Consider the following 18293-nt stretch of genomic DNA (forward strand, 5'->3'; position numbering starts at 1 on the left):
TATACAAAAAGAGGTAGGGGGAGATAAATAGTATGCAAAAAAAGATAGAAACAATGGTTTTGGGTATAGGAGAGTTATCCTTAGATGCTATTAGTACTTGGTTCCCTAGCAAAAATAAAGAAACTATTGCGAAAGCAATTGAGACATCAGAAGTAATCGGAATAAAAGGTAATAAGGTAATGGCAAAATCTAAAATGGATGCAATTGAAAAAGAAAGCGTTACAAAGAAAAAAATTAATTTAGCTAAAATCCCAGAAAAGCTAGAGGCTAAAGAGATACAAGAGAATGAGATTAAAAAGGAATATACGGAAGAGATAAATTATGGTGAGCTTCTTGAATTAATAATGAAGTATAACAGGAGAGTAAAAGAGCAGTATGAAAAATTAATAGCTAGAAACTTTGATAATATGAAAGAGGCTATAATTAAATATTATGAAGCAAAATTTGAAGTGGTTAAAAATCCATTTAAGGTTAGTGGGAAATCTGAAATGTATTCATTAGTTCATAAGAAAACAAAGTTTGAAGTTGCATATTTATATGTTGGTGAATTTTTGTCTGAGGAAGATTTCAACAAGATATCTTCTAATTTTGTTGAGGATACAGTTTATTTTTGTATAACAAAAGATGCTGAAGTTCTACCAAATGTAAGTGATAGAGAATATTACTTAAAGGATGTAGATGATATAGTAAATAAGTATTTAAATCAATATAAATTGAAAGAAATAGATACAACAATATTGAAAATAAACTAAAAGGCCGGGAAACCAGCCTTTTTTCTTTACAGTATATTTTTATAGAGATAAGTAGTTGTCAAATAAAGGGTAAAGATTCTATGATTAAAAGGATAGAAATTTGTAATATTTATAGGTATACTAAAAGAAGGAAACGAAAGGAGAAATAATATGAAAGAATTATTTAAAGTAAATGAGTTAAGTTTTTATGAAGAGGATTTTTTAGATGATATAAATGAATATTTAGATATTGTAGATATATTAAGAGATATGCAAAGTGAATTAACTTATGAGAAGGTAACTTGTGCCACTCAAAACGATTGTTGTGAGAAGAGTAAGGATAACTATTTTATTCAAGTACATGGTTTTATTAATAAAGAGGATGAGTTCATCACAAAGGAAGAAGTTTATATGTTTGCAAAGAATATAAAACAAGATGAACTTGATCTTTTTGTTATTAGAGTTTATAAGTGTATTGAATGTGGAAAGTGGATTATTGATATCTTAGAATAATTTATCGAGGGGTATTATATGAAAGAGGATTTGAAAAATTATTTTTCTGATTTAATTAAAGATATTAAGAGCATAAAGAGAGAGACTATCTTTGAAATTATGAAGAAGAGAGGAAAACTTTTAACTATTCTAGCATTAGTGATACTTATGTTTTTAGGATTTGGTATTGGTAGAATAAATACTTCTAAAGAGCATTTATTGAGTAAATTAGAAGTAGCTTTAAAAAACGAAAGTTCAAACAAACTTTCTTCAATTGCTAAGTTTAACAATAAAAAGGTAAGTAAAAAGGAAGTTCAACCGCTTATTAATTATTATTCCAAAGATAATTCTAGAGTTGATTCACTAATAAATAAATTGAAGACAGTAGGAGAGACAGAAGATTTAAAACTTGTTGAAGAGAATAGAGTATTTGGAACAAGATGTTATATAGATATTAAACCATATAGTTTGAAAATTGATAGTGAATTTAAGGATAGTAGATTTACTATAGATGATAAAAATTATATAAATGCAGGAAGTAAAATAGATAAGTTAATCCCAGGTGTTTATACAGTAAAAGGAATTTTAGAAAGTGGATTTGGAGATATAGAAGCATCTAAAGAAATAGTGCTTATGAAAGATGAAGAGATAGATATGGAATTTGATGCTGTAATGCTTAATATATCATCAGCATTTTATGATGCAGAAGTATTTGCTAATGGACAATCAACTGGTATCTTGGTAAAAGATGCAAAAAATATAGGACCATTTCCTACTACAGGAGAAGTTAAATTACATATTGAAAAAGAGTTTCCTTGGGGGAGAGTTAAAGGTGAAGAAGTTCAAGTTAAAGATATCCCTAATTTAACACTTAATTTAAGTATGGAAAATGAAACTCTAAAGTCAGAAATAGATACTGTAGTTGATGAATTTTATAGGAGTGTTTTTTTATCCCTTAATGAGGAAGATAAGAGCGTTATAAAAGGTGGAACGGAAAATGCCATTAATAAAATTTACGATGTGTTAGAAAAAAAGTATTTCATTTTAAAAAATAAATATAACATAAAGGATATAAGAATAGTTGAGGATAAAAACCAATATAGACATGAAGATGGAATATATAGTGCAACTATTGTAGTAAGTGTTGACTATACAGTAAGTAAGAGTTTTCTTGGATTGAATAAAGAAGAAAGTAATAAATTATTTTTCACTAAAATGATCTATAACGGGAAAGAGTGGAAGGTAGAAGATATAGAAAACTTTAGTTTATAATTAAAAAAGGGGGAGGAGTAATGAAGAAAAGTTTAATAAAGGTAGTAACTATTATTTCGTTATCTTGTTTTATTTTTGAGAGTCCAATTGTTTATGCAACTAATTCATCTGATATAAAAGATCAAATTAATAATAATAATCAAGCCATAGACAATTTACAAAATGAAAAGGACAAAATACAAAATCAAGTTAATAATGTAAATAAAGAATTAGATAAGATTACGGAACAGATGGAAGCAAAAAATAAGGAGTTAGAGAAATCTAGCAAAAAGGTAAATGAGTTCCAAAGTAAGATAGATTCATTACAAGCTGAAATAGATAGTGTACAAGCTAAAATAAATGAGGCTGAAGAGGAAATAGTTAAAAAAGAGGAACTTATAGTTCAAAAGGAAAATGAATCAGAAGAAAGAGAAAAGATGCTTGGATTAAGAATAAGAAATTATTACAAAAATGATATGACTAGTCAGATGTTAGCCTTTTTAGTAAGTAGTGATGGTCTTTCAAGCTTTATAGGTAATATATACAATATGAAAAAGATACTTGATACTGATAAAAAGCTTATTGATGAAGTAAATAGTATGAAAGAAGCACTAAATAATGAAAAGAAGTTATTGGAAGAAAAAATTGTTGAATTGGATGAGGAAAAAGTAGAAATAAAAAATAAACAACAAGAATTAGTTAGTGCTCAAAAAGAATTCGTAGATGAAAAAAATAAGTATTTATCTCAAGTAAATGATTTAAAAGGAATAGAGAGCAAAAAGCAAAGCATGATTAATTCTCTATCAGATAAGGAAAGAGAGTTACAGGAGAAAATAGGTGATTTGACAGACTTTAATCAAGATTTACAGAATAAATTAGATGATTTATTCAATGGACTTGATGATGAAAATAGTGGAAATTCTCAAGGAGAAACCTTTTTAAGACCAACTAGTGGACATGTTACTAGTGAATATGGTCCTAGAATTCATCCAATTAGTGGGCAGAGTGGTTTCCATACAGGCATAGATTTAGCATCTCCATCTGGTACTCCTATTAAAGCTTCAAAGAGCGGAACTGTGGTGTATTCTGGATGGCAAGGTGGATATGGACAAGTAGTTATTATAGATCATGGCGGTGGATATAGAACTTTATATGCGCATTGCTCTAAATTAAATGTGGTTAAAAATCAAAAAGTTAGCAGGGGACAGACTGTTGCTTTAGTTGGTTCTACAGGTAATAGCACAGGACCTCATTTGCACTTTGAAGTAAGAGTAAATAATAAACATCAAAATCCTAGAAAATATGTACCTATTTAATTAAAATAATTAATAAAAGTAAACATATATTATTGTAGATAAGAAATTGCCTGTGGCAATTTCTTATTTTTATCTAAGACATAGGAAAAATATAAAAAACCTGCACTTATAATAAGTACAGGTTAAAGGGTATGTTCATTTAAGAAAGGGAATAAATGAACATATATGTGGGGTTTATAAAAACTCTTACTAATAAAAAATATTAGTAGAGTGTATGGGCTAAATTTTAAAATACTTATACTTAAATTATAAATTAAAAATAGATAAAATCAATAGAAAAAAATCAAATTTTTTCTAATTTTTCATAAAAGTTTTCGACAAATATATACTATTTTAATTAATTTTAAAAAAGCATTGAAATATATGGATAAAGTATACTAGTATTATAGATAATAAAAATATTGTGTATAAATGAAGGTGAGAAAATGAACATAAGAGAAGAGTTTAATAGTATTTTTAAGATAAATAATGACCAAGTAGAATTTATTAAGGAGAAGCTTAACTACAAAGATAAGTTATTAATTGTTGGAGTTGAGGCAAATGAAGATTTAAATGATAAAGTTTCAAAATATGAATATTTTATCGAAAAAAATAGTGATGCTTTTCTGAATAACTTTTATAAAAAGGGAAAAAGTTTTAAAGAAATATGTTTTTTATGTCAGGTGGTAAAAGAGTTAAGAGAAATTAGAGTTATAAGAGAGTTATCGAAGAAAATATACGAGCAATTAGGGGTAAATGGATATATAGTGTTGCAAATTATTAATTATGACAAATTTATAATTGGTGGTAATAAAGAGAAAATATTTAGTGATACTGAAATTATTTCTCCTATTTGGAAAGAAGATTTGATTAATGTATTAAAGAATATTGGATTTGTAGATATTGAAGTATATGGATCTTTTGATAAGGATAATTTTAATGAGATAAATTCTAACTCTATGATTGTAAGGGCAAGAAAGTATGAGGATTTATTAAAAGATACTCGAGATTATGAAGATTATAGTGAAAATGTTGTTGAGTCTAAAGTGTGTGGTGGTTGTTGTAGCAAGAAGTCTGGCGGATGTTCTGGTTGTAGTGGATGTTCAAAGGGCTGTAATAGGCATTAATTCATAATTACTAAGAAAAAATTAATATTTAGAAATACCAAAAAGAATTAATATAATGTATAATATTAACTAGAATAAAAAGCAAAATGGGGAACTTTGTATTGTTTTTATGAATTATATGAAGGAGGTATGAAACTTGGCAAAACCAAGCATATTTAGTAGAGATTACGAGAAAAAAATGAGAAGAAGAAAACGTAGGATAACAATAGGAATTATTTTGATGTTGCTAGTTGTAGTAATAGCATTTGTTAAATTTCAGTTACCTAACATAGATTTCACACAAGTTAAAGCAAAGATACAAGCTTGGGTTGATACAGGAAAATCTGTAGAGCAAGAGGAAGATGCAGTGGACGAAGAATCAATAGATGAAGAGAAACCGCAGGATGTTGAAAAGGAACCAGAGAGAACATATATTGATTTTAATATAAAAGAAGGTACTGTTGCTAAAGCAGAGTACGTAGAAGCAGAAGGTGTTAAGAAGTTTGTAGCATTAGAACCTATAGAAGGGTATACTTTTTCCTTAAGTCCTTCACAACAACAAATGATTGTAATGGATCCTAATCAAAATTTATATCTTTTAAATGTAGATGGTAGTCTAAAAGATGTAACGAAAAAAGAGTATATTTCAACGTCTAAGCAGACATTTCCTAAAGATAAAATGTTATCCGCTTATGAAGGATATATCTGGAATTCTATACCAAGTTTCATAGATGAAAATACTATTATTTATGTATCTCAACTACCGTATTTTGGAGAGTCGGCAACTCATAAGTACATATGGATAAAGGATTTGATTAACAATACAGATAAAACTTTATGGAAAACAAAAGGAATGGACATTCAAATTGGAGAAGTTGTACCTGATAAAGGCATAACAGTAACAATAGATGGAAATATAAAGTACATTAACGCTGATGGAATAATTTCTCAATAAAGCATGAGTATTTACAGATTAGTGTAAAAGAAACAAATAATTTGATAATAATTAGGAATATGTGATATAATATCCTAGTCTATCAATAGGTAAATAACTATTTTAGGAGGAATAATAAAAAAGATGGAAGCTAAAATGGAAAAAATAGAAAACAACGTAGTTAAGTTAGAAGTAAGAGTTGAAGCAGAAAAGTTTAACGAAGCACTAAAGAAAGCATATAATAAGAATAAGATGCACTTCAATGTACAAGGGTTTAGAAAAGGTAAGGTTCCAATGGCTATGGTTAAGAAGTACTATGGAATAGAAGTACTTTTTGATGATGCTATTAACTTTGTTATAGACGAGACTTATCCAAAGACTATAGAAGAAAATAACCTAAGACCGGTTGATTACCCACAAATAAACGTTGTAGAAGTTGGGGAAGGAAAAGACCTTATATATACTGCACAAGTAACTGTATATCCAGAAGTTATTCTTGGAGAATACAAGGGATTAGAAGTAGCTAAGAATTCTTATGAAGTAAAAGAAGAAGAAGTTGAAGCTCAATTAAAGTCAATGCAAGAAAAGAACGCTAGAGTTGAAGTTAAGGCAGAAGGTACAGTTGAAAATGGAGACATAGCTGTTATAGATTTCAAAGGATTCATTGATGGAGTTGCATTTGAAGGTGGAGAAGGAAAGGATTATCCTTTAGAAATTGGTTCAGGTTCATTCATAGATAACTTTGAAGAACAATTAGTTGGTGCTGCTGTTGGAGAAACTAGAGAAGTTAAAGTTAAGTTCCCAGAAGCATACGGAAACGAAGAATTAAACGATAAGGATGCTACTTTTGAAGTAACAGTTAAAGAAATTAAGGCAAAAGAACTTCCAACTTTAGATGATGAATTTGCTAAGGATGTTTCTGAATTTGATACAATAGCTGAATTAAAAGAAGACGTAGCTAAGAAGATTCAAGAAAACAATGATAATAGAGCTGAAAGAGAATATGAAGATGCAGTTATTAATGCTGCTATAGAAACAGCTACAATTGATTTACCAGAAGTTATGGTAGAAAAAGAAATAGATCATATGATTAAAGATTTAGAATCTAGATTACAATATCAAGGTTTAACTTTAGATCAATATATGGAATTTACAGGAAATACTGTTGAAAAGATGAGAGATTATATGAGAGCAAATGCGGAAAGAAAGGTTAAAGCTGATCTAGTTCTTGAAGCAATTGCTAAGGCTGAAAATATAGTAGCAACAGAAGAAGAACTAAAGGAAAAAGCTACTGAAGTTGCAAAGATGTACTCAGCTGGAGAAACAGAAAAAATGGTTGAATTATTAATTAATTCACAAAAAGCTATGTTAGAAAATGATATAGTTATGGGTAAAACAATTCAATTATTAAAAGATAATTGTAAAACAGCTTAATATATACAAGAGATAATTGCCAGAAAGTATTTCTGGCAATTATTTCAAATTAATATTAACAATTAAAGACAAATCAAGTATAATTTAAATATAATTTAATTAATATTATAATTATATAAGATTGGGTATGTTAATTAGGAGGTAGTATTATGGCATTAGTTCCAATGGTAGTAGAACAAACAGGCAGAGGAGAAAGATCTTATGATATTTTCTCAAGATTATTAAAAGATAGGATAATCATGCTAAGCGGTGAGGTAACAGATGAATCTGCTAACCTAATTGTAGCTCAATTATTATTCTTAGAAAGTGAAGATCCAGATAAGGATATATTCTTATATATAAATAGTCCAGGTGGATCAGTTACAGCTGGTATGGCTATTTATGATACTATGAATTATATTAAGGCAGATGTATCAACTATATGCGTAGGAATGGCAGCTTCAATGGGGGCTTTCTTACTATCTAGTGGTGCAAAAGGAAAGAGATATGCTCTACCAAATGCTGAGGTTATGATTCATCAACCTCTTGGAGGATTCCAAGGTCAAGCAACAGATATTGGCATTCATGCAAATAGAATGTTAAAGATTAAAGAGAGATTAAATAAGATCTTAAGTGAAAATACTAATCAACCATTAGAAAAATTATCAGCTGATGTAGAAAGAGATTATTTCTTAGACGGTGAAGAAGCTGTAGAATATGGAATTGTTGATAAAGTAATAACAAAGAACGAATTAGGGAAAGATAAATAACAACCTATTGTCTAAGTGAGGTGAATGTATGGCTAAATTTGATGACAAGAAACAGCTGAAGTGTTCTTTTTGCGGTAAGAATCAAGACCAAGTAAAAAGATTAATAGCTGGACCTGGTGTATATATTTGTGATGAGTGTATTGATTTATGCTCAGAAATCATAGCAGATGAGTTTGAAGATACTCTAGAGTTTGATACTAAAACACTTCCTAAGCCACAAGAAATTAAAGAATATTTAGATTCTTACGTTATTGGTCAAGAAAGTGCAAAGAAATCTTTAGCAGTTGCTGTTTATAACCACTATAAAAGAATAAATTCTAATGAGAGCAATGATGATGTTGAATTACAAAAAAGTAATATACTTTTACTAGGACCAACAGGGTCAGGTAAAACATTTTTAGCTCAAACATTAGCAAAATTCTTAAATGTTCCATTTGCTATAGCTGATGCCACAACATTAACAGAGGCTGGATATGTTGGAGAAGATGTAGAAAATATTCTATTAAGATTAATCCAGAATGCAGATTATGATGTTGAAAGAGCAGAAAAGGGAATCATTTATATAGATGAAATAGATAAGATAGCAAGGAAATCTGAAAATCCATCTATTACAAGAGATGTTTCGGGAGAAGGTGTTCAACAAGCACTTCTTAAGATATTAGAAGGAACAGTTGCATCTGTACCACCTCAAGGAGGTCGTAAACATCCACATCAAGAATTCATTCAAATTAACACTGGAAATATATTATTTATTTGTGGTGGAGCTTTTGATGGATTAGATAAGATAATTGAAAAAAGAACAAGAAAGAGTTCTATTGGATTTGGAGCTGATATTCAATCTAAGGCTGAAAAAGATATTGGAAGCCTATTAAAAGCAATAGAACCAGAAGATTTATTAAAGTTTGGTTTAATTCCTGAATTTGTAGGAAGATTACCACTTGTAGTAACTCTTCAATCTCTTGATAAAGAAGCACTTGTTAATATTTTAAGTAAGCCTAAAAATGCTTTAGTAAAACAATACATGAAGCTATTTGAAATTGATAATGTAGAATTAGAGTTTACAGATAAAGCACTTGAAGCAATTGCAGAAAAGGCTATAGAAAGAAAGACAGGAGCAAGAGGACTAAGATCTATAATTGAAGATGTAATGACAGAGATTATGTTTGAAATTCCTTCTGATGAAAGAATAAACAAGGTTGTTATTACTGAGCCTACAATTAATAAGAAGGAAAGACCAGAGATTCAAATGCTTCCGGAAGGTGAGGTTAGACCTCAATTAAAAGCTAAGAAGCCTAAAAAGAAAAAAGGTGTAGAAACTGCTTAATAAAAAAGGTTGTTTTTACAGCCTTTTTTTTGTTGTCTAGGAAATTATACTTATAACAAACTCGTGAATACCTTCGACATTTTTATGTTACTGAAGTTTTTTGATTTATAAAAATTATCAATTAATTCTTATTTATGTATAGCAGACTTAGGAAGAGTTAATAATTATAAACGGATATAATTAATGACTTGGAGGTAGAGTAATGGCAGAAATTTTGATTTTATTACAGATAGTTTTAATGGGGTTAATGATATATCTTATTATATCTAATAATAAGAGTATGAGGGCAAGAAAAGTAGTTATAGATAAAGAAAGTACTAAGGAATTAGAGAAGTTATACAAAATGAGGGGAATTACATTGACAGTACCCTTAACAGAAAAAAGTAGGCCTAGTAGTTTTCAAGAGGTAGTTGGTCAAGATAAGGGGATAAAAGCGTTAAAAGCAGCTTTATGTGGCCCTAATCCACAACATGTAATAATATATGGCCCTCCAGGAGTTGGTAAGACAGCAGCTGCTAGATTGGTTCTGGAAGAAGCTAAGAAAAACAGTAGCTCTCCTTTTAAGAAAGAATCTAAGTTTGTTGAAATAGATGCAACAACAATTAGGTTTGATGAGAGAGGGATTGCGGACCCATTAATAGGTTCTGTACATGACCCGATATATCAGGGGGCAGGCTCTTTAGGAGTAGCTGGAATACCACAGCCTAAACCTGGAGCAGTTACAAAGGCTCATGGAGGAGTACTGTTTATAGATGAAATAGGTGAACTTCATCCTATAGAACTAAATAAGTTATTAAAAGTTCTTGAGGACAGGAAGGTCTTTTTAGATAGTTCCTATTATAGTTCGGAAGATCCTAATATGCCTAAATATATTAAGGAGGTTTTTGAAAATGGTTTGCCTGCAGATTTTAGATTAATTGGCGCAACAACTAAAAGTCCAGAAGATATTCTTCCTGCAATAAGGTCAAGGTGCGTAGAAATATTCTTTAGAGCATTAGATTCAGATGAGATAATAAAAATTGGAGTAGATGCATCAAGAAAAGCAGGGTTAAAGTTAGACAAAAAGTGTGAAGAATTAATAGGAGAATTCTGTAGTAATGGTAGAGAGGTTATCAATTTAATACAGTTATGTTCAGGGGTTGCTTTAAATGAAAATAGAGATTATATAACTAACAATGATGTGGAATGGGTAATAGAAAATTGCCAGTATACAAAGAGAATAGAAGAAAAGGTATTTGAGGCCCCTTCTATAGGAAAAGTAAATGGTTTGGCTGTTTATGGCGCTAATATAGGAGCTGTTATGACTATAGAAGCATCTGCTAAGAGGGTTAAGGATGGTGTTGGAAAGTTAAAGGTATCTGGAGTAGTTGAAGAGGAGAGTATATCTAGTAATAATAAAAAGGTTACAAGGAAAAGTATGATTATTTCTTCTGTAGAAAATGTTCTAACAATACTAAGTAATATATTCGATATTGATTGTAAGAAATATGATATACACGTTAATATTCCGGGTGGTTCTTTAGTTGATGGTCCTTCAGCTGGTATAGCTATTGCTACTGCAATTTATAGTGCAATAAAAGATATGAAAGTAAATAATAAAGTAGCTATGACAGGTGAAGTAGGATTATTAGGTGGAGTAAAACCAATAGGTGGAGTTAGAGCTAAAATAATAGGGGCAAAGAAAGCTGGAGCAAGTAAAGTTATTATACCAAAAGAAAATTGGAGTGAAGGTCTTCTTGAAGTAGGTGGTATTGAAATATGTCCAGTTGAAAATATTAAAGAAGTATTTAATATGGCCTTTATAAATTTCCCTATATCTTTAGAAGAAGAGGATTTGAATATTCTTTCAGCCAGTGGTGAAAGCAAAGAGAAAGGTGTTTGCTAATTATAGCTAACACCTTTTAAAGTCTAATTATTGAAAAAAATATATATTATGTGTATACTAATTAAGTCTAAATAATTATAACATGGATGGAGGGAGAGTATCATGAAAGAGTATATTAGACTTCCTTTGATTCCTTTAAGGGGACTAACTATTTTTCCTAATATGGTATTACATTTTGATGTAGGACGTGAAAAATCAGTTGCTGCTATTGAAGAAGCAATGTTAAATGATGAAAATATATTTTTAGCATCACAAAGAGATCCGGAGATAGAAGAACCTACTTCTGAGAATATAAGTAAGATAGGAACTTTATGTAAGATAAAGCAAATAATAAAGATGCCTGGAGATACTATGAGAGTATTAGTAGAAGGTAAGGTAAGAGGCGAAATAAAGGAATATTTTAATAACGAAAACTACTTTGAGGTTTCTATAAGTGAGGTTAATGAAACTTTAGAAGAAAGTCCGGAGATAGAAGCTTACTTTAATTCTTTAAAGAAAACTCTTGCAAGATTTTTAAAACAAGCAGGCGAAAACACTAGTGAATTTGCCAAAGAAATAAAACTTGTAGATAACGTAATAGAGTATGTGGATATGGTTTCTGGATATTTACCAATATCTGAGGAAAAGAAACAAGAAATACTTGAAACTTTAGATATAAAGAAGAGAATAGAAGCTATCATAGTATTTATAGAAAATGAGATAAAGGTTGTTCAAGTGCAAAAGAAACTTGCTAAAAAGATGAAGAAGAGTGTTGATGATTCTCAAAAAGAATTCTATTTAAGAGAGCAGCTTAAGTTTATTCAACAAGAATTAGGACAAGACGATGAAGAGACTAAAATAATAAAGGAATATGAACAAAAGCTTGAGACTATGAGATTTCCTAAGGAAGTTAAGGAGAAAGCTTCATATGAGCTAAAAAAGCTAAAAGGAATGAATATCTCTTCTTCTGAAGGAAGTACAATTCAAAGCTATTTAGATTGGGTATTTGATTTACCATGGGGTAAGAATACAAAGGAACGATTAGATATAAATAGGGCAGAAGAAGTTTTAAATGAAGAGCATTATGGATTAGAGGATGTAAAAGAAAGAATATTAGAGTATCTTTCTGTTAAGAAGATGAGTGGAACTTTAAAAGGACCAATTTTATGTTTAGTAGGACCTCCAGGTGTTGGTAAAACATCTATTGCAAGGTCTATTGCAAAGGCTGTAAATAGAAAGTATGTAAGAATGTCCTTAGGTGGAATGAGAGATGAAGCTGAAATTAGGGGACATAGGAGAACTTATGTTGGAGCTATTCCAGGTAGAATAGTTTATTCATTGAAAGAAGCTAAATCAATGAACCCTCTAATATTATTAGATGAGATTGATAAGTTAAGCTCAGATTATAAGGGGAATCCAGGGGATGCTCTATTGGAGGTATTAGATAGCGAACAAAACAAAACATTTAGGGATAATTACATGGAGCTTCCAATAGATTTATCTAAGGTTTTATTTATTACAACTGCAAATAGCTTGGATACAATACCACGACCATTGTTAGATAGAATGGAAGTTGTAGAAGTATCAGGATATACTTATGAAGAAAAGTTTAATATAGCAAGAAATCATTTGATTCCAAAAATATTTAAAGAATACAAATTAAATAATGAAGTTATTACTATAAATGATGAAGCTATTAGGTTTGTTATAGATGGTTATACAAGGGAATCTGGTGTAAGAAGCCTTGAAAGAGTTATTTCTTCTTTAATTAGAAAGTCAATGGCGTCTATATTAAAGAAAAATTTAAAGGGCATGAATATAGATAAGGCTAAGGTAGAAGAGTTACTTGGAACTAAGAGATATAGCTTTGATGAAAAGATGAAAGAAGACAAGATTGGTGTAGTTACAGGAATGGCTTGGACTGCATATGGTGGAGATACTTTACCAGTAGAAGCTATGGTTATGAGTGGTAGTGGTAAACTTCAGCTTACAGGACAGCTTGGTGATGTAATGCAAGAATCAGCAAAGGCAGCCTATACATATGTAAGGGCAAATGCATCTAAGTACAATATAAAAGAAGATTTCTATAAGACTAAGGACATACATATTCATGTTCCAGAAGGTGCGGTTCCTAAGGATGGACCTTCTGCTGGTGTTACTATGGTAACTGCTCTTGTATCAGCGTTATCAGGTAATAAGGTTAAGTGTAACGTAGCTATGACAGGTGAAGTTACTTTAACAGGAAGGGTTTTAGCTATAGGTGGTTTAAAAGAAAAATCTTTAGCAGCTTATAGAATGGGAATAGATACAATAATAATTCCAAAAGAAAATGAAAAAGATATAGAAAAGATACCTTCTTCAGTTAAGGAAAACCTTACTATTATAACAGCAGAGGATGTTGGAGAGGTATTAAAAAATGCTATAGTTGGAGATGAAGCCAATGAGAATTAAACAAAGTGAATTTATAATTTCGGCTGTAAAAAGAGACCAGTATCCTAAAGATGATAGGGTAGAGGTAGCTTTTGTTGGAAGGTCAAACGTAGGTAAGAGTTCAATTATAAATGCTCTTACTAATAGAAGAAAGTTAGCTAAAGTAAGTGGTACTCCAGGAAAGACAAGGCTAATTAATTTCTTTCTTATAAATAATGACTTTTATTTAGTAGATTTACCTGGGTATGGATATGCAAAGGTGTCAAAGAAAGAAAAGGAGAGCTGGGGGAAGACAATAGAAACTTACTTAAATGGTAGAGAAGAGCTTAAGAGGGTTGTTCTTCTAGTGGATTCAAGACATAAGCCAACAGCTGATGATATCATGATGCATGAATGGATAAAGCATTATGGATATGATGTTATAGTGGTTGCAACGAAGAGTGATAAGTTATCTAATAATGAATTAGGCAAAAGCAAAAAGATAATAAAAGAAACTTTAAAGTTAAGTCCGGAAGATAAATTGTATTACTTCTCATCATTAAATAAAAAAGGAAAAGATGAGTTAATAGATAATTTATTTGGAGATTTAGCTTCAGAAGAGTAGTAAATAGAGCAATTTAGAGTTTTTTCTAAGTTGCTCTATTTATTTTTTTGTAGTAAATAAGAAATTTTATATGAAAATTGTGTCAAATAATTTTTTATAGAATAAGATATACTATAAAAATTAAATATTAAATCCCAAGGAGGAAATGATATGGAAATCAATGACATTATTAATGGATTAAACTGTAATAATGGCACAAACAACAATAATTGTGGAACTAACAATAATAATTGTGGTTGTGGCGGAAATGGCGGATTTGGTAACTGCGGATTTGGTAACTGCGGTGGATTCGGCGGTTGGTGGATTTGGATAATCTTATTATTCTTCTTCTTCGGTTGGGGCGGAAATGGCTTTGGCGGAGGCTTTGGTGGTAACTATGGTGGAAATAATTGTTGCTGCTGCTGCGAAAAGAAGAGAAAGAAAGATGATTGTTGCTGCTGCTGCGGAGGAAATAACTACAACAATGGATGCGGATGCGGAAATGGAAACAATAATGGATTCTTTGGCGGATCTTGGTGGTTATTCTTACTAGTTCTATTATTTATATGCTCTGGTGATTGTGGTGGTTGTGGCAACTTTATAGGTGATGGTTGCGGTTGCGGATGCTAATAAAATAGCTATCTGACTAATCTAGAAGGGAGCGATAGTTATGTCAAAGAAGAAGCGTAGAAAAGATAATTACTGCTGTTGCGAATGTTGTGATCCATGCAATTGTTGTAATTGCTGTGATTATTGTTGTGATGATTGTTGCTGTGGAGGCAATAACAACAATGGAATGGGCTGTGGTATTCTAGAAGCTATTATATTCTGGCTAATAGCTTGCGGAGCAGGATTATTAAACACTAATTCAATCTTAATAATATTACTATTTTTACTTTATGGTTGGAGCTGCGGTAGTTGCGGATTCGACGGATTTGGTTGGTAGTAAAGTTATGTGGAGGGCAGAAATGCCCTCCAAAAAATTTGCCATAAATTATAACCAAAATATGCATTTGTACATATAATATCATAAATAATACTCATTTTAGGAGGATCATTATGTCAAAACGTAGGCATAGAGATAGATCAAGAGAGAGTAATAATATGGGTAGGAATCAAGGCTTTGGTGCAAACTCAAATAATAGATTTCCATTTGGAATTAATCCACAACAACTTCTTGGGATGTTAGGTGGAAACTTTGATATGAATAGACTAGGAAGCATATTAAATTCGATGAATATGGAAGGCTTTGATTTAAACTCAATGAATCAACAGATGAATAACAATAATAACGGAAACTCTAATATGAATAGTAACAACAATAATTTTAACTTTGAAAGTATGATGAATGCAATGAATGGAATGAATATGATGGGGAATCATATGGACAACAATAAAGTAAATACGGAAAATACATCTAAATTCGATGAAAGCTCATATTCTGAAGAAGTTGATGATGAGAACATACAGATATTATTATCTTTGAGAAAAATAGTTGACCCTAATAAAGTACAATTTGTAGATAAAATAATAGAATTATATAATAATGGTGCATTTAATGAAAAATAAAACTGTATAATTCTCATAAATATAGTCAATAATATTAATGTACCGGAGAAAGTATTCTCCTATAGCTACATGAAGTTATTCTTCATAAAGCTAAAACCCCCCATCCCCCTTTTAGGCCGCAGTTGATGCGGCCTTTTCACTTTTTATTTTTTGTATATTGAGGATATTTTGTATGAATTATCTCCGCTCTTTATTGTATTTACATAGAATGTAGTTTCAGTCTTTGATGAATCATCTTTTTCACGGATATATTTTTCAAAAGATAATGTCCATTTCATTGATGTTATATTACCTTCGTTATCAATAGATTCGTCATAAAAGAAAGCATTTTGAAAGCTGTATTGATTATGTTCTTTATCAAGGTTCCACAATAACCCTAGTTCGCTTTCTGAGATGTTTTCAGTGAATATATCTGGCACTTCATCTAATTCATAATCTTTTTGCAACAAGTCAATTAAAGACAGGATGTTGCCAAGATCCGGAATTTTAATGCTATCTTTAGTTATATTTATTGTGGCATTATCTATTATCATAAACGAATCTAAAGATGAGTTGCCAGAAGATGAGTTTAATGAGTAACATTGTGGAGTTTTATTTCCATTTGAATCTAGTATGCCAAAAATGTTTTTGTTAGATGTAAAGACCTTTTTAAAGTCACCATCTATCCATTTAAAGACATAAGATATACTTTTATCTTGTGATGCTTGTACTATTATCTCTGGCGTGGAGCTTCTAGAAAGGTTTTTTATAAATACTTTTGTTGGCCAATAGGGTTTTGTTTTTCCTAATTGATTGTTTTCACATAATTTACTTAGGAAATAGTTTTTATTTCCAATAGTAATTTTTATATCATCAAAGCCATCATTAGATATTATTTCAATAGTATCTTCTATATTGTCCCCGTTTAGATCAATTGATGTGGCTTTTCCATAATCTATGGGGGCTATAACATTAATATCAGTTTCATTTTTAGGGATTCGTAACAAAATTAATGTAGAGATTATTAGTATTATAAAAAATGAGAAGATTAGAATTTGTTTCTTTTTTATAATTAGTACCTTCAATTTACTCACCTCATATACATTATATGAAGAGTTTAATAAGAATATAAATAAAAAAAGATCACTTTATATAAAGTGACCTTTTACTTGTCGCAATCAGGACATATTCCATAGAAGTATATTTGGTTTGATAAAATCTTGTACTTTGAAAGCTTACTAGCTTCAGCATTTAAGTTATCTAAGCATAGAGAATCTAAATCTTCTACTTTACTACAATTTATACATTGAAGATGTGGATGTGGATGAGTAGTTCCATCATATCTGAAGTTACCTTCACCAACATTTATTTCTTGTATTAACCCGACCTCAGCTAATGTTTTTAGTGCTTTATAAACGGTAGCTAAACTCATAGTAGGATATTCTGTTTGAATAGCCTTATAAATTGCTTCTGCAGAAGGATGTTCCTTTGTGCTCATAAGATACTTATATACTGCAAGTCTTTGAGGAGTAAGCTTTAATTTTTTTTCTTTAAAAACAGCAGTTATGTTTTCCATAAGAGTCATCCTTTCCAGTTTGTTAACAATATTATAATAAATTATTAAATAAGTGTCAATGATTATTCGTGGAAGTTAGTGAGTATTTAATAATAATTATTGTTTATTTAAATAAAAAGTGTTTGCTTAACCCTCAGAAGTATGTTAAAATATAAACAAATATGTTAAATATTTAACATCAGTTCATGTTCAATTTCATTTTATAGGGGTATATAAATACTCCTATATTTTTTTATTTTCTTACCTTTAGTAGGAGTGGGGTGAGAGATATTTGTTTTCATGTGACTTGGAGTATGCGATGGAACGAGAAAAATAAATATTCCCAACCTTTTTTGTAAAAGACCTTGTTTACAATATATTCATTATTATTCTTATTATTGCAATAGCAGGTAATCAGTGATACACTAAGTTATGTTAGGAGATATTGGAATCTATAGGAGGTCTTAAATATGGCAAAATATAAAGTTGGAGACGAATTAATAATTGTAAATGATCCAAGTGAAGAGAAAGGAAAGCTTCAAGAGTTAAGTAAGTTAACTGTAGAGGACGATTATGCACAGTTCTCTTGGGGAGTTAAAATATTAAATGTTGAGTATGACAAACCGTATGTTACTCTAACATATAGAAATGTTAGAGGAGAAAAACACAAGGTTTTTGCTGAATGTAAAGATATAGAAAATTTTGATCAACAAAAGGTTTTAGAAAAAGCTTTATTAAAAGCATTCCAAAATGAGATCATAGATATATCAGTAGTTAAAAATTCAGGATTATAGGATTTAAAGGAGAAATTACAAGTGTAGTTTCTCTTTTTTAATTCTTGTACAATATAGATTTTTATCATAATTAATAAAGTAAAGAGTTGAGTCTATATAGAGTGAAAATGAATTTTACCTCACTACATTAACGATAATAAAAGTTAAAAAAGAGGACTAAAGTCATAAAATGTTAAAAACCATAGAAAAAATGTAAATAAATA

General features: G+C 30.1%; 18 protein-coding genes. 16 read left to right on the top strand and 2 right to left on the bottom strand.

The window, feature by feature from the left end:
- Nucleotides 1–32: 32 nt before the first annotated feature.
- From DR024_RS02705 to DR024_RS02775, 15 genes are all read left to right on the top strand, one after another.
- Entirely contained in the window at nt 33–752 is a 720-nt protein-coding gene (locus DR024_RS02705; RefSeq protein ID WP_027096822.1) for a hypothetical protein, read from the top strand.
- A gap of 150 nt (nt 753–902) precedes the next feature.
- Nucleotides 903–1244 carry a hypothetical protein gene (locus DR024_RS02710; protein ID WP_055253320.1) on the top strand — a complete coding sequence of 114 codons (342 nt, stop codon included), beginning with the start codon at nt 903–905 and terminating at the stop codon, nt 1242–1244.
- 18 nt (nt 1245–1262) lie between these two features.
- A complete protein-coding gene (locus tag DR024_RS02715; protein ID WP_027096820.1) occupies nt 1263–2495 on the top strand; it encodes a TcaA 3rd/4th domain-containing protein in 1233 nt (410 codons plus the stop codon).
- A gap of 20 nt (nt 2496–2515) precedes the next feature.
- Entirely contained in the window at nt 2516–3790 is a 1275-nt protein-coding gene (locus DR024_RS02720; RefSeq protein WP_027096819.1) for a murein hydrolase activator EnvC family protein, read from the top strand.
- Nucleotides 3791–4215: 425 nt separating this feature from the next.
- The gene (locus DR024_RS02725) at nt 4216–4896 is read left to right on the top strand and encodes a hypothetical protein (protein ID WP_034865796.1); all 681 of its coding nucleotides are present in this window, start codon (nt 4216–4218) and stop codon (nt 4894–4896) included.
- Nucleotides 4897–5032: 136 nt separating this feature from the next.
- Complete coding sequence (locus DR024_RS02730) at nt 5033–5830, top strand: hypothetical protein (RefSeq protein WP_027096818.1); 798 nt, start codon at nt 5033–5035, stop codon at nt 5828–5830.
- Between the two features lie 123 nt (nt 5831–5953).
- Nucleotides 5954–7243 (top strand): trigger factor, encoded by a 1290-nt coding sequence (tig, locus tag DR024_RS02735; protein ID WP_111918123.1) that lies wholly within the window; start codon nt 5954–5956, stop codon nt 7241–7243.
- A gap of 149 nt (nt 7244–7392) precedes the next feature.
- Nucleotides 7393–7992: an ATP-dependent Clp endopeptidase proteolytic subunit ClpP gene (clpP, locus tag DR024_RS02740; RefSeq protein WP_027096816.1), complete on the top strand. Its 600-nt coding sequence runs from the start codon at nt 7393–7395 to the stop codon at nt 7990–7992.
- 28 nt (nt 7993–8020) lie between these two features.
- The gene (gene clpX / locus DR024_RS02745; protein WP_027096815.1) at nt 8021–9316 is read left to right on the top strand and encodes an ATP-dependent Clp protease ATP-binding subunit ClpX; all 1296 of its coding nucleotides are present in this window, start codon (nt 8021–8023) and stop codon (nt 9314–9316) included.
- Nucleotides 9317–9518: 202 nt separating this feature from the next.
- Nucleotides 9519–11201 carry an ATP-dependent protease LonB gene (lonB, locus tag DR024_RS02750; protein WP_027096814.1) on the top strand — a complete coding sequence of 561 codons (1683 nt, stop codon included), beginning with the start codon at nt 9519–9521 and terminating at the stop codon, nt 11199–11201.
- Nucleotides 11202–11303: 102 nt separating this feature from the next.
- Nucleotides 11304–13631, top strand: a complete 2328-nt coding sequence (gene lon / locus DR024_RS02755; RefSeq protein ID WP_055253323.1) for an endopeptidase La — start codon at nt 11304–11306, stop codon at nt 13629–13631.
- Nucleotides 13621–14214 carry a ribosome biogenesis GTP-binding protein YihA/YsxC gene (gene yihA, locus DR024_RS02760; protein WP_027096812.1) on the top strand — a complete coding sequence of 198 codons (594 nt, stop codon included), beginning with the start codon at nt 13621–13623 and terminating at the stop codon, nt 14212–14214. Before lon ends, yihA begins: the two co-directional genes overlap by 11 nt.
- A gap of 150 nt (nt 14215–14364) precedes the next feature.
- Nucleotides 14365–14823 (top strand): hypothetical protein, encoded by a 459-nt coding sequence (locus tag DR024_RS02765; RefSeq protein WP_111918125.1) that lies wholly within the window; start codon nt 14365–14367, stop codon nt 14821–14823.
- 40 nt (nt 14824–14863) lie between these two features.
- A complete protein-coding gene (locus DR024_RS02770; RefSeq protein WP_111918127.1) occupies nt 14864–15139 on the top strand; it encodes a hypothetical protein in 276 nt (91 codons plus the stop codon).
- A 113-nt stretch (nt 15140–15252) separates the two neighbouring features.
- On the top strand, nt 15253–15762 hold the full coding sequence (locus DR024_RS02775; RefSeq protein ID WP_027096809.1) for a hypothetical protein: 510 nt from the start codon (nt 15253–15255) through the stop codon (nt 15760–15762).
- A gap of 143 nt (nt 15763–15905) precedes the next feature.
- Here the strand turns inward: DR024_RS02775 and DR024_RS02780 are convergent, their stop codons facing one another.
- Both DR024_RS02780 and perR read right to left on the bottom strand, forming a co-directional pair.
- A complete protein-coding gene (locus DR024_RS02780) occupies nt 15906–16826 on the bottom strand; it encodes a hypothetical protein (protein ID WP_027096808.1) in 921 nt (306 codons plus the stop codon).
- An 80-nt stretch (nt 16827–16906) separates the two neighbouring features.
- Entirely contained in the window at nt 16907–17317 is a 411-nt protein-coding gene (perR, locus tag DR024_RS02785; RefSeq protein WP_055183454.1) for a transcriptional regulator PerR, read from the bottom strand.
- A gap of 449 nt (nt 17318–17766) precedes the next feature.
- Between perR and DR024_RS02790 the strand changes: the two genes are divergently transcribed.
- On the top strand, nt 17767–18090 hold the full coding sequence (locus DR024_RS02790; protein WP_027096806.1) for a hypothetical protein: 324 nt from the start codon (nt 17767–17769) through the stop codon (nt 18088–18090).
- Nucleotides 18091–18293 lie beyond the last annotated feature (203 nt).

This window comes from Clostridium paraputrificum, assembly GCF_900447045.1.
Taxonomy (GTDB): Bacteria; Bacillota; Clostridia; order Clostridiales; family Clostridiaceae; genus Clostridium; species Clostridium paraputrificum.